Source organism: Arthrobacter sp. efr-133-TYG-118 (assembly GCF_030209755.1).
Lineage (GTDB): Bacteria > Actinomycetota > Actinomycetes > Actinomycetales > Micrococcaceae > Arthrobacter.
This window is the reverse complement of record NZ_JARVRH010000023.1, coordinates 1-12,293: the sequence shown is the minus strand read 5'-3', so window position 1 is coordinate 12,293 and position 12,293 is coordinate 1. Positions and strand designations below refer to the sequence as shown.

Below are 12,293 nucleotides of genomic sequence, written 5' to 3'. Positions count from 1 at the left end.
GGATGCAGGCGTTCCGGCTATTCCGGAGTGCTTGCCGATGAACGAAGGAGAACAGCATGGTAGCTGTTGAGATCAAGAAAGGCCTGGCCGGCGTCGTGGTTGACTATACCGCGATCTCCAAGGTCAACCCGGACACCAACTCGCTGCTGTACCGCGGCTACCCCGTGCAGGAACTCGCCGCCAAGTGCAGCTTCGAAGAAGTCGCCTTCCTGCTGTGGAACGGTGAGTTGCCCACGCCGGAGGAACTTGCAGAGTTCACAGCCCGCGAGCGCGCGGGCCGCGCCCTTGACCCCGTCGTGAAGCAGGTCATCGACACGCTGCCGACGACGGCCCACCCCATGGATGTCTGCCGGACGGCCGCTTCGGTGCTGGGAGCACGGCACCCGCTGGCCGAGGATTCCACGCCGGAAGCCAACATGGCCAAGGCCATTGACTTGTTCGCGGCCATGCCCGCGGTGGTCGCCTACGACCAGCGCCGCCGTCGCGGCCAGGGCGTCGTGGAACCCCGCGAAGACCTGGGCTACTCCGCGAATTTCCTGTGGATGACCTTCGGCGAGGACCCGGTGGACGAGGTCGTGAAGGCATTCAACGTCTCGATGATCCTTTACGCCGAGCACTCCTTCAACGCGTCCACCTTCACGGCCCGCGTTGTCACCTCCACCCTCTCGGACCTGCACTCCGCGGTCACCGCGGCAATCGGCGCCCTCAAGGGCCCGCTGCACGGCGGCGCCAACGAGGCCGTCATGCACACCTTCGAGGAAATCGGTATCCGCACCGAAGAATCCCTCGATGAGGCCGCCAGCCGGGCGAAGACCTGGATGGAGCACGCCCTGGCGCAGAAGAAAAAGGTCATGGGATTCGGGCACCGCGTCTACAAGCACGGCGACTCCAGGGTGCCCACCATGAAGGCCGCACTGGACAAGATGATCGCCCACTACGGCCGGCCCGAGATCCTGGGCCTGTACAACGGCCTCGAACAGGCCATGGACGAAGCCAAGGCCATCAAACCCAACCTCGACTACCCCGCCGGGCCCACGTACCACCTCATGGGCTTCGACACCCCGACCTTCACCCCGCTGTTCGTCGCCAGCCGCATCACCGGCTGGACCGCGCACATCATGGAGCAGCTCGGATCAAACTCGCTGATCCGCCCGCTCAGCGAATACAACGGCGTGGACGAACGGCACCTGCCGTAATTTCACGATGTACGACGCCGGGCCGGTCACCCGGGTGACCGGCCCGGCGTCGTTCTCGTTGCTATTGCTGTTGCCGCCCGGAAGTCAGCGCTCGCCCGGATCCAGCCATTCCGCGGTGTGCACTTCCGCGACGCTTTCGTTGTCATCCGCGAGCACCACCTCAACTGCGATGCGCTGGCCGGAAATCATCGCAGGCAACCAGTGTTCGGCGTCGGCCCACATCCGCTCGACGGGGAGCCCGGCCACTCGGTACCACTGTGGTGCTATTTCATCGCTTTCGGCTGGTTCGCCGGTCCATTGCTCGGTCAGATACACCGTGGTGAACATGTTCCACTCGGCCTTGGCTGGGAAGACGAAGTCCACTGTCCCGGCGGGAATGAGATGCCGCTTTGCCACGTGGACGAAGATTTCTTCTTCCACTTCCCGGCAGACAGCCTCGGCAGCAGTCTCTCCGGGCTCCACATGTCCGCCTACGCCCACAATCTTCCCTGTGCCGAAGCCGGTCTTCTTCCGGCCCAGGAGCACCTCCTGGCCGGCGTCGCCGTCGCGGAGCAGGAAGCACAGGGTGACGTGGGCTGCAGTCATTGACCAAGCCTAACTCTGCGCGGATCTTCGCAAGCGCGTCCTTGCTACAGTTGGCCCATGAGCGTGGACGAGGGTGAGGGGCCCACGCCGACGGAGGCCCCGCCAGGAGAGGCAGCTGCCGCGGCAGGGCAGGCCTCCGAGGCATGGCTGCCCGGCTGGCTGGTCCGGCATCCGCTCTACGCCGGGTGGGTATGGACCGGATTCTGGGCGTTGTTGATCGTCCTCGATGAATTCCTGGACCTGGCCGGCTGGAGCTGGTACCTGCTGGTCGGCATGGCCGCACTGCCGACCCTTCTGTCCACACTCGCGGTCCTGCACGCGACTCCCCGCAGGCATTTGAAACCACAAAACGAATCAGTGCTGGGCCACTTCTTCGTGCGATTCCTGGCACTGGTGACTGCATTCCTCGTGTGGGGCGTTTCGGTGGTCATGAGCGCTTCGATCTCCACCGCTGTCCAGGCTGCCGTCGGAAATTCCGAGCGCGAAGTCACGTCCTTGGGGTTCAACTTGCTCGTGGCAGCTGTCCCGCTTGTCATTTCGGTGCTGTGGATGGCTTTCATCGTCCGCTGCGCATGGTTCCTGCGCCGTCTGCGTGGCTGGAGTCAAAGTCCCGCCAGCTCACGGGTGCCGAAGAAATTCCTGCGCACCCGGCCGAATCTGAGGCGGGTGGTTGTCGGCTTGGCGCATCCGGGCCTTCTGCTCGTGGCCGGCCTCGGCATGTCCATTCTGGCGCTGTTCCTGAACGCTGTGGAGCTGACCTTCAGGGTCTTGACGTGACCGGCACCGGACCGCGGTAAGTGGCCTGGGTCAGCCGAGCGCCCGCGGATGCGCAGCCGCATACACCTCGCGCAAGGTGTCGGCAGTGACCAAGGTGTACACCTGTGTGGTGGTCACCGAGGCGTGACCCAGGAGTTCCTGCACCACCCGGACATCGGCGCCGCCCTCAAGCAGATGCGTGGCGAAAGAATGCCGGAGGGTGTGCGGGGAGACGTCCTTGGTGATGTTGGCCTTCTCCGCCGCAGTCTTGAGAATGGTCCAGGCACTCTGCCGGCTGATCCGGCCTCCGCGGGCATTCAGGAACAGCGCCGGAGTGCCTTTACCCTTGGCGGCCAACGCAGGCCGTCCGCGAACCACATAGGAGCCGACGGCGCGGGCACCGTAGGACCCCAGTGGCACCAAGCGCTCCTTGGAGCCTTTTCCGAAGAGCCGTACGATCGCGGGGCCATCGGCTTCCGCTTCGAGGGAGACATCGTCAACGTCGAGGCCCACAGCTTCGCTGATGCGCGCACCTGTGGAGTAGAGGAACTCCAAAAGGGCCCGGTCCCTCAACCCGGTGGCGGTATCGGCACCGGCGGCTTCGAGGATCCGGGTCACTTCGCCGACGCTAATGGCCTTCGGCAGACGCTTGCCCGGCATTGGCGGGTGGACATCGCTCGCCGGGTCCGCCGTCGTCGTCCCCTCCAGCGCCCAAAACTTGTGGAGCCCCCGGACGGCAACCACCGTGCGTGCCGCCGAGCGGACGCCGAGTGCGGCGCCGCCGTCGGAGCCGTCGGCCAGGGCCTGCACAAAGGCAGTGACATCGTGGCGCGAGATATTGCGCGGGTTGTCGACGCCGGACGCTGCCAGGAAAGTCGAATACCTGGACAGATCCCGGCGGTAGGCGGACAGAGTGTTGCTTGCAAGGCCTCGTTCCACGCCGAGGTGTTGCAGGTAGTCCGTGACGGCCCGGTCAATGGCCGTCTGGACCCGGGTCTCCGCGAGCTGGGGCACGGTCAGCGCTGGCTCGGGTGGGCGGGCCAGGGAGCGTTGCCCGGCCGCAGGTTCCTGAAGCCATCGGCGCGTGCGGCGGCGGCTGCGAGGATCCCGACGACGGCGGACGGGTTGTGCAGGCGGCCTTCGAGCACAGCTGAAACAGCTTCGTCGAGCGTGACCCACACCAGCTCGATTTCGGCCTCTTCATCTGTGCGGACGTGCCGTTCCGCCTCGGGAACGTTTCCCAATCCGCGCGCCAGATAGATTCGAATCGCTTCGCTTGAGGAGCCAGGGGAATTGAAGAAGTCCGCTAGGACATTCCACGTGGCCGCCGTAAGATCGGCCTCTTCCGCGAGTTCCCTGGCCGCGCCAACCACGAAGTCTTCGCCGGCCACGTCGAGAAGCCCGGCAGGAATCTCCCACAGGTCCATGCCCACAGGGTGGCGATATTGCTTGAGCAACAGGATTTCGCCGTCGACGTTCATCGGCAGCACCGCTACAGCGCCGGGATGGTCGATGTAGTCGCGGACCAAGGTGCCGGTGTCTTCGCCCAGTTCGAAGGCGTCACTGACGACGTCCCAAATGCGGCCTTCATAGACCTTGTTGGACGACAAAAGACGGCGCGGGCTCGGCATGTCCGAAACCTTCCGAAAAGTGCTGGGGGTTTCAGAAATACCGGGCATCGCGCCGTCCTTCGTTTGTGTGAGCGATTACTTCGCAGCTACCTTGCGGGCTGACTTTGCTGCCGAATCCACGCCTGACTGACGTTCCAGCGCAGCCCTCACGAGACCGGCAAACAGCGGGTGGGGGCGCGTGGGGCGGGAGCTGAGCTCGGGGTGGGCCTGCGTCGCCACGTAGTACGGGTGTACTTCGCGCGGCAGTTCCACGAACTCAACCAGCTTGCCATCGGGAGACGTTCCGGAGAACACGAGTCCCTCGGCGGCGATCTGCTCGCGGTACTTGTTGTTGACCTCGTAGCGGTGCCGGTGACGCTCGCTAACGGTCGTTGTGCCATAGGTCTCTGCAACCACGGAGCCTTCATCCAGCTTGGCTTCGTACAGGCCCAGGCGCATCGTGCCGCCAAGGTCGCCCTTGCCGTCCACGATGTCGAGCTGTTCTTCCATGGTGGCGATGACCGGGTACTTGGAGTCGGGCTCGAACTCGCTGGAGGACGCACCCTCGAGGCCGACCACATTGCGGGCGTATTCGATGACCATGCACTGAAGTCCGAGGCAAAGGCCCAGCACCGGAAGCTTCGTCTCGCGGGCAAACTTGAGCGCGCCGAGCTTGCCCTCCAGTCCACGGATACCAAAGCCGCCGGGAACGCAAATGGCATCGACGCCGGCCAAGGACTTGGTGGCGCCTTCGAGGGTTTCGCATTCGTCGGACGGGACCCAGCGGATCTTGACCTTGGTTTCGTTCGCGAAACCGCCGGCACGCAAGGCCTCGGTCACGGACAGGTAAGCGTCCGGAAGGTCGATGTACTTGCCCACGAGGGCAACTTCAACCTGGTGCTTGGGGTTGTGGACAGCTTCGAGGAGCTTGTCCCAGCTGGTCCAGTCGACGTCCTTGAACGGAAGGTCCAAAGCACGGACGATATAGGAGTCAAGACCCTGGGAGTGCAGCGTCTTGGGGATGTCGTAGATGCTGGGGGCATCGGCGGCGTTGACCACGGCGTCAATATCGACGTCGCACATGCGGCCGATCTTTTCGCGCATGGCGTCCGGCACTTCGCGGTCCGAGCGGATCACGATCGCCTCCGGCTGGATGCCGATGGAGCGCAGCGCGGCAACGGAGTGCTGCGTTGGCTTGGTCTTCAGTTCCTGCGAGGGGCCGATGTACGGCACCAAGGAGACGTGGAGGAAAAAGACGTTGTTCCGGCCGATGTCCTGGCGGACCTGGCGTGCGGACTCGAGGAAAGGCTGCGACTCGATGTCGCCAACGGTGCCGCCGATTTCGGTGATGATGACATCAGGAGCGTTCTTGCCCTCAGCGGGGAGGCGCATGCGGCGCTTGATCTCATCCGTGATGTGCGGGATGACCTGGACGGTGTCGCCGAGGTACTCACCACGCCGTTCCTTGGCGATGACTGTCGAGTAGATCTGGCCGGTTGTCACGTTGGCCGAACCCTCAAGGTTTTCGTCGAGGAAGCGCTCGTAGTGTCCGATGTCGAGGTCGGTTTCGGCGCCGTCGTCAGTGACGAAGACTTCGCCGTGTTGGAAGGGGTTCATCGTGCCCGGATCCACGTTGAGATAGGGATCGAGCTTCTGCATAGTTACAGACAAACCGCGTGCCCGCAGCAAGTGGCCGAGGCTCGAAGCCGTCAGTCCCTTACCGAGCGAGGACGCCACACCGCCAGTGACAAAGATGTGTTTGGTCGTCTTGGACGAGCCCGGGAACCGGGAATTTATACGGGAATTTGATCGCTGCACCACGGAATTCGAGCCTATCATCAATTGCGCCTCCAAAGGATCCGCTAGCCGTTTTCCCAAATGCTCAATAGTCCCCTGCCGTGGGGCAAGGATCAAGAGTAAAGTCCACCCGACCGGGGAAAACAGCTCAGCCGGCCGGGAATCCGCAGCGTGGGAAAGGTACCGCAGATGCGTGCCCCCGGCCCGGCGAATGCGTTCATGTGACCGATGTCCCAGACCCCAGCCGGCCGGCTACGCCTGCTGGGGCAGGAGCTTCGCGTCGTCCAGCAACTCCTGGGCATGAGCCCGCGCAGACTCCGAGTCTTCCTGTCCTGCCAGCATCCTGGCAAGCTCCTTCACGCGTTCCTCGTCATCAAGGAGCTGGACGTCGCTGGACGTGAAGCCCGTGGCGGTCTTGCCGTCGCTTCCCCTGACCGAGGTCTTGGTGACCCGAATGTGTTGGTCGGCGAAGGCGGCCACCTGCGGCAGATGGGTTACCACCAGCACCTGGACGTGGCGGGCCAGCATGGCAAGCCGGCGTCCGATCTCGACGGCGGCACGCCCGCCCACTCCGGCATCCACCTCGTCAAAGACGAAGGTGGGCACCGGATCAACGGCGGCGAGGACCACTTCGATGGCGAGCATGACACGGGACAACTCACCACCGGACGCGCCCTTGCCGAGCGGGCGGGCGGGGGCACCTGAGTGCGGTTGCAGGAGGAAGGAAATGTCGTCGACGCCGTGCGGCCCCAACTGTCCTTGGCTGTCCACCTCGATCACCAGGGTCGCATCGGCCATGGCAAGAGCGGTAAGTTCCGCACTCACGCGCGCGGAGAGTTCTTTGGCCGCCTTCGATCGCGACTTCGAGATGCGCGCGGCTTGCTTTCGCAATGTTGATTCCGCGGCAGTTACTTCGGCGTCAAGGGCTTCGATCCGGCTTGAGTCATCCTGCAGTTCGTCCAGCCGGGTCCTCGACGCTGCTGCCCATTCCAAGACCTCATCGATGCTCGGAGCGTACTTCCGGATGAGTTTGGCCAGTGCTGCGCGCCGCTCCTCGATCTCCGAAAGCCGTTCGGGCCCCTCGGAGTCCAGGGAGGCTTGGTAGCTGGACAGCTCCCCCGCGATGTCGTTGATGAGGAAGCCGATTTCGGCGAGACGTGCGGCGGCTCCCGCCAACGCTTCGTCATGTTCCGAAACCTGGTCCAGCGCCCGTTTGGCCGAGTCAATCAGCGTCGTGGCATCGGCTGTTTCGCCGAATTCCTCCGAAATCAGTGCTTCATGCGCTGCCGCTGCGGCGATGCGTAGCTCTTCCACGTTGGCCAGCTTCACGGCTTCGGCTTTGAGGGATTCGTCCTCGCCCGGCTGGGGATCGACGTCGTCGATTTCCTGGAGTGCGACCTCGAGCGATTCCGCCTCGCGCAGCCTTTCCCGGGCCTCGCCGCGGAGGGAATCGAGCTCCGCCTGGCTGGACTTCCAATGACTGTGGAGCTCTTGGTATTCCGTGAGCGTCGCGGCGAGGTCGGCCCCGGCGAAGCGGTCCAGTGCGTGCCGCTGCGCCACGGCACCTTTGAGCCGTATCTGGTCCGACTGGCCATGTACTACCACCAGGCTCTCGCCAAGTTCCGCCAGCACGCCCACAGGCGCCGCCCGGCCGCCGACGAAAGCACGGCTGCGGCCGTCTGCGCCCACGGTGCGGGCCAGCAGGAGCTGGGTGCCGCCGTCGTACTCTTCCGCGTCGCCGCCGGCCTCCACAGCCCGTTCCACGGCGGCGTGCCCCGGATCAAGCAAGAGCCGGGCCTCAGCAGAGGCCGACTTGGCACCGGAGCGTACCGCACCGGCGTCGGACCGCGCTCCCAGAAGGAGGCCGACGGCGGTGACCACCATGGTCTTGCCGGCGCCGGTTTCGCCCGTGACGACGCTCAGGCCGGGCCCCAACGGCAACGTGGCGTCGGTGATGACGCCGAGATCACGGATCCGGAGTTCCTCGATCATGGGTTTACATCTCCTTTGTGGGGTCGGCCGCTCTGCCTGTCCGCACGTCCTGGGGTGTCGGCAAAGGGCTGGGCTTGAAGGTCCTGATAACGGGGGTCGGACCGGTGTGGATGTCAGCCGAACGGGGCGCCGGACCCCGCCAGCCGTGGATGGGGAGCTCAAACTTCCGGACGAGCCGCGCTGAAAACGGCGTCTGGTGGGTACGGGCAAGCCGCACCGGCCGGGTGGACCGGGTTACTTCGATCCGGGCGCCGGGCGGCAGGTCTACGGAACGACGGCCATCGCACCAAAGCACGCCTTGGGCGTCGGTCCGGCTGAGGATCTCCACGGCCAGCCTGGACCGCGGCGAAACCACGAGGGGTTTGGCGAAGAGGGCATGGGCGCTGATGGGGACAATCACCAGGGCCTCCACCTCGGGCCACACCACCGGGCCGCCGGATGAGAAGGCATAGGCCGTGGAGCCCGTAGGGGTAGCAAGCACCACTCCATCACAGCCGAACGACGTCAGCGGACGTTCATCCACTTCCGTCACCACTTCGATCATGCGCTCCCGGTCGGCCTTTTCAATCGCGGCTTCGTTCAGGGCCCAGGTATGCCAGATCTTCTGGCCACGGACCCACACTTGGACATCGATCGTCATGCGCTCTTCCACCGTGTATTCACGGCTGGCAATCCACTCGACGGTCTGGGCAAGATCGGCCCGCTCGCTCTCGGCAAGGAAACCGACATGCCCGAGGTTGACGCCCAGCAGGGGAACATCGACGTTGCGGACCAGCTCGGCCGCGCGCAGGATAGTGCCGTCGCCGCCAAGAACCATGACGAGTTCGACGTCCTCCAATCGGACATCCTCATGCAGTATCTCGATCGGCTTGTCCACCACACCAAAGAACCGTTCGATGTCGTCCAGTTCGGACTTCTGCATCACGGGGATCAGGCCGGAGTGGTGGAGCTGCCCGCAGGCATCCCAGGCCGCGCGAAGGGAGTCCTCACGCCCTGTGTGGGCAAGGACCAAAACGCGCCTGCTCATGGTGTTCTGCTTTCTAGTGGGTGGTCCAGATTCGTTCCATCAGTGCAGCAACTTCCTCGTCCCGCTCTTCGATCTTAGGCAAGTCCGACTGCATCCTGCGTTTCATCCACAGGAAGTACTCCACATTTCCGTCCTGGCCCGGCAAGGGACTGGGTGCCAGGCCGCAGAGTTCAAGCCCTGCATCCACGGCCGCTTTGGCGACTTGGGCCACCGCGCGCCGCCGTTCATGATCGGAGGTGACCACGCCGGTGCGGCTCAGCCGTTCCTTGCCGACCTCGAACTGCGGCTTCACCATGAGCACCAGGTCTCCCCCGGGTTCGGTGCACGCCGCGAGCGGATGCAGAACAAGGGTGAGGGAAATGAAGGACAGGTCTGCCACAGTGAGCGCGGCCGGCCCACCGATTTGCCCGGGCGTCATGTAGCGGACGTTGAGTCCCTCATGGACTGCGACGCGGGGATCGTTCCGCAGGGACGGCACCAACTGGTCATGCCCGACGTCGACCGCCACCACCCGCGCGGCACCGTGGCGGAGCAGCACGTCAGTAAAGCCACCGGTGGAGGCTCCGGCGTCGAGGCACCGATTCCCTTCCACGACAACGGAAGGGAAAGCCGCCAGCGCCCCGGCAAGTTTGTGTCCGGCGCGGCTGGCGTAGACGTCCTCGGCGTGGGCTTGAACATCAATTTCCGTCTCTTCGGAGACTTGTTGCGCTGCCTTGGCGAGAACGGTTCCCCCGGAACTGACTTTTCCGTCCGCAATGAGTTTCGCGGCATGGGTCCGCGATCTCGCCAATCCACGGCTGACGAGTTCCTGGTCGAGTCTTGCCATGCTCAGCGTTCTTCGTCGTCGAGGGACGCCATCAGGGAGTCGTGGATCTCGGCGTAGATACCGCTGTGCTCGAACACCGGCACAGAGGAGATACCCGCCAGTCGCTCCAAGACGGAATCCACGGCGGCGTCACCTGTAGCGGCCGTGTCGTCCGGCCACGGGGCATCGTGCGGTTCGACGCCGTGCAGGTCGACGGCACTCTCCGGGTGATCGTTCAACTCGCTCATTGGTCCAGTCTAGTTTTCCAGCCACTCGAGCCGCGGTGATGTAGCCTCTGCCGCGTCGGGATTGGCGGCCCACCATGCTGCGCACGCAGCACGCCAGGCGTCCAGATCCTTCTCGGACCCGGAGACGGTGATGAGGCCATCTTGGACTTCGGCAGTTGCCTTTCCGCAGCGGAACGTGCTGTCCTCCTCGACGATCTCGGGGTACGGCTCGTACAGTTCCGTGAGATCAGCCAGCAAGTAGCCGGGGCGCTCCGAGCTGCGTGCAGCCAGGATTGACGCGGGAGTGTCGACGCCCGTGAGCACGGCCGCCGTCGCGAAGCCCGCACGGTTGCCGCCAAGGATGTCGGTGTCCAGGCGGTCTCCGACAACGATCGGGCGCTCGGACTTCAGCCTCCGTGCCGCCGAGTGGAACAGCGGGGCCTCCGGCTTGCCAGCGACCCGCGGCTGTTTGCCTGTGGCAGACGCGACGGCGGCCACGAGGGTGCCGTTTCCGGGAGCAATCCCGCGGGCCTGGGGAATGGACATGTCCGTATTGGTAGCCACCCAGAGGGCGCCTGCGGCAACAACGTAGGACGCCTCGGCCAGATCCTTCCACGCGATTTCCGGGTTGAAGCCCTGGACCACAGCCACAGGGTTCTCTTTGGCGCTGTGGACAGGCGTGAGGCCCACGAGTTCGATTTCGTGGGCCAGCGCCGGACTGCCGGTAATCATTACCCGCGAACCCGGAGCCAGGAGTCCAGCCAGAAGATCCCCGGCGGCCTGCGAAGAACTGACCACTTGGTTGTCCTCAGCCGGCGCGCCAAGTTCACGAAGATGCGCCGCCACCTGTGCCGGGGTACGCGAGGCGTTGTTGGTTACATAGCCCAGCCGCACCCCGACCGATTCAAGCCGCTGCAGGGACTCCACAGCGCCGGGAATGGCGCGCGGACCTGCGTAGACAACTCCGTCCAGATCGGATAGAACGGCGTCGAAACGCGAAACCAGTGAGGCCTCAGTCATTCTTGGTCTCTTCGCCGCCCTCGGAAGCCTCTTCTCCGTCTTCCTCGTCTTCTTCGTCTTCCTCGGTGTCCTCGGTGTCCTCGACGGAATCGCGGTCCGACTCGGCGTCGTCTGACTCAAAGTAGTCAGACTCGACGTCGTCAAGTTCCACGTCGTCCTGCTCGGTGGCTTCAGAGCCGATGACCGTCTCCGCGCTTGCGGGCGCATTTTGTGACGTGTCCGCCTCGGTCCGCTCCGCGTTCTCCTCGATGTTCCGGAAACGAGGCTTGCGAGCTTCGTTTTCATCGTCCTCGCCGAGGTCGATGATGTCCGGGTCCTCGAAGTCTCCAACGCCGAGGGCATTTTCAGCCACGACTGCCTGGCGCTGCCACTTGCCGGCTTCTTCCGTGCGTCCCACTGCCGTCAGGGCGTCTGCGTAGGCACGGAACAGGCGCGGGCTGTAGGAGAAGGCGCGGTTGATGTCGAGCTGGATGATCTCCAGCTCGGCCACTGCCGCGTCCGACTGACCAAGGTCGGTCCTGGCTCCCGAGGCCACGATTGCCAGCTCAACCTTGCCGGGCGCGTCGAGGTCCTGTGCTTCGGGAGAACGGACGACGTCCAGTGCACGGTCCGGCCGCCCCAGACCTCGTTCGCAGTCAGCCATGAGGGGCAAATGGACGTTGGAGCCGCTGATCCGGCGGTAGGTGCGGAATTCGCGAAGCGCCTCGCCATAGTGACCTGCAGCGTAGGCGGTCAGGCCCACGGCTTCGCGGACAGCTGCCAAACGTCCACCACGGCGGCTGGCAGCCAAGGCGTGCTGGAAGGACAGCTCAGGGTCGATATCGATGAGGCGGCCCGCCATCACCAGGTGCTTGGCGACCCAATCGGCATTGGTCCCTTCAAGGGTCTTGATCTGGTGCTTCGTGACCCGGTCGAGCTCCTGGCCCGTAACATCGTCGTCGATCTCCGGGGAACGCTCGCGGTCCGGGCGGTTGGCGCTACGCAGATCCGCGGCGTTCGGAACCCGCGCGGGACGATCTTCCCAGGATCCGCCGCCGAAGCTACGTCCCTCGGTGCGTGGGCCATCGAATTTACGGGGACCGCGCTCGGGGCGGTCACCGAAGCTACGGCGCTCTCCGTCGCCTTCGCGGCGCGGACGGTCGCCGAACGGCTTACGGTCACGATCGCCGAAGCTCGGGCGCGCATCCCCATCACGACGCGGACGGTCGCCGAACGGCTTACGGTCACGATCGCCAAAAGGTTTGCGGTCACGATCGCCCTCACGGCTCGGACGATCGC

The 12,293-nt window shown here is 64.6% G+C and carries 13 protein-coding genes; 3 read left to right on the top strand and 10 right to left on the bottom strand.

Annotation, left to right across the window (positions count from 1 at the left end; genetic code table 11):
* Positions 1 to 56: 56 nt before the first annotated feature.
* Positions 57 to 1,196, top strand: coding sequence for a bifunctional 2-methylcitrate synthase/citrate synthase (locus QRN59_RS17835; protein ID WP_284983812.1), 1,140 nt, complete (start codon positions 57 to 59; stop codon positions 1,194 to 1,196).
* Positions 1,197 to 1,280: 84 nt separating this feature from the next.
* On the opposite strand, the gene QRN59_RS17830 is transcribed toward QRN59_RS17835, so the two are convergent.
* The gene (locus QRN59_RS17830; RefSeq protein ID WP_284983811.1) at positions 1,281 to 1,781 is read right to left on the bottom strand and encodes an 8-oxo-dGTP diphosphatase; all 501 of its coding nucleotides are present in this window, start codon (positions 1,779 to 1,781) and stop codon (positions 1,281 to 1,283) included.
* A gap of 57 nt (positions 1,782 to 1,838) precedes the next feature.
* On the opposite strand from QRN59_RS17830, the gene QRN59_RS17825 reads away from it, so the two are divergent.
* A complete protein-coding gene (locus QRN59_RS17825; RefSeq protein ID WP_284983810.1) occupies positions 1,839 to 2,558 on the top strand; it encodes a hypothetical protein in 720 nt (239 codons plus the stop codon).
* 30 nt (positions 2,559 to 2,588) lie between these two features.
* On the opposite strand, the gene xerD is transcribed toward QRN59_RS17825, so the two are convergent.
* The 9 genes from xerD to QRN59_RS17780 form a co-directional block, all read right to left on the bottom strand.
* Positions 2,589 to 3,581: a site-specific tyrosine recombinase XerD gene (gene xerD, locus QRN59_RS17820; protein WP_502871080.1), complete on the bottom strand. Its 993-nt coding sequence runs from the start codon at positions 3,579 to 3,581 to the stop codon at positions 2,589 to 2,591.
* On the bottom strand, positions 3,554 to 4,216 hold the full coding sequence (locus QRN59_RS17815) for an NUDIX domain-containing protein (RefSeq protein WP_284983808.1): 663 nt from the start codon (positions 4,214 to 4,216) through the stop codon (positions 3,554 to 3,556). Before QRN59_RS17815 ends, xerD begins: the two co-directional genes overlap by 28 nt.
* Before the next feature lie 27 nt (positions 4,217 to 4,243).
* Positions 4,244 to 5,986 carry a CTP synthase gene (gene pyrG, locus QRN59_RS17810; RefSeq protein WP_284983807.1) on the bottom strand — a complete coding sequence of 581 codons (1,743 nt, stop codon included), beginning with the start codon at positions 5,984 to 5,986 and terminating at the stop codon, positions 4,244 to 4,246.
* Between the two features lie 210 nt (positions 5,987 to 6,196).
* The gene (recN, locus tag QRN59_RS17805; protein ID WP_284983806.1) at positions 6,197 to 7,936 is read right to left on the bottom strand and encodes a DNA repair protein RecN; all 1,740 of its coding nucleotides are present in this window, start codon (positions 7,934 to 7,936) and stop codon (positions 6,197 to 6,199) included.
* A 4-nt stretch (positions 7,937 to 7,940) separates the two neighbouring features.
* A complete protein-coding gene (locus QRN59_RS17800; protein ID WP_284983805.1) occupies positions 7,941 to 8,963 on the bottom strand; it encodes an NAD kinase in 1,023 nt (340 codons plus the stop codon).
* Between the two features lie 13 nt (positions 8,964 to 8,976).
* On the bottom strand, positions 8,977 to 9,789 hold the full coding sequence (locus QRN59_RS17795; protein ID WP_284983804.1) for a TlyA family RNA methyltransferase: 813 nt from the start codon (positions 9,787 to 9,789) through the stop codon (positions 8,977 to 8,979).
* Between the two features lie 2 nt (positions 9,790 to 9,791).
* The gene (locus QRN59_RS17790; RefSeq protein WP_284983803.1) at positions 9,792 to 10,016 is read right to left on the bottom strand and encodes a hypothetical protein; all 225 of its coding nucleotides are present in this window, start codon (positions 10,014 to 10,016) and stop codon (positions 9,792 to 9,794) included.
* A gap of 9 nt (positions 10,017 to 10,025) precedes the next feature.
* A complete protein-coding gene (locus QRN59_RS17785; RefSeq protein WP_284983802.1) occupies positions 10,026 to 11,015 on the bottom strand; it encodes an HAD-IIA family hydrolase in 990 nt (329 codons plus the stop codon).
* On the bottom strand, positions 11,008 to 11,856 hold the full coding sequence (locus QRN59_RS17780) for a hypothetical protein (protein ID WP_284983801.1): 849 nt from the start codon (positions 11,854 to 11,856) through the stop codon (positions 11,008 to 11,010). Before QRN59_RS17780 ends, QRN59_RS17785 begins: the two co-directional genes overlap by 8 nt.
* A 6-nt stretch (positions 11,857 to 11,862) precedes the next feature.
* Here QRN59_RS17780 and QRN59_RS17775 point away from each other — a divergent pair.
* Positions 11,863 to 12,293, top strand: a 431-nt coding sequence (locus QRN59_RS17775) for a hypothetical protein (protein ID WP_284983800.1), incomplete at its 3' end; no start/stop codon positions are given.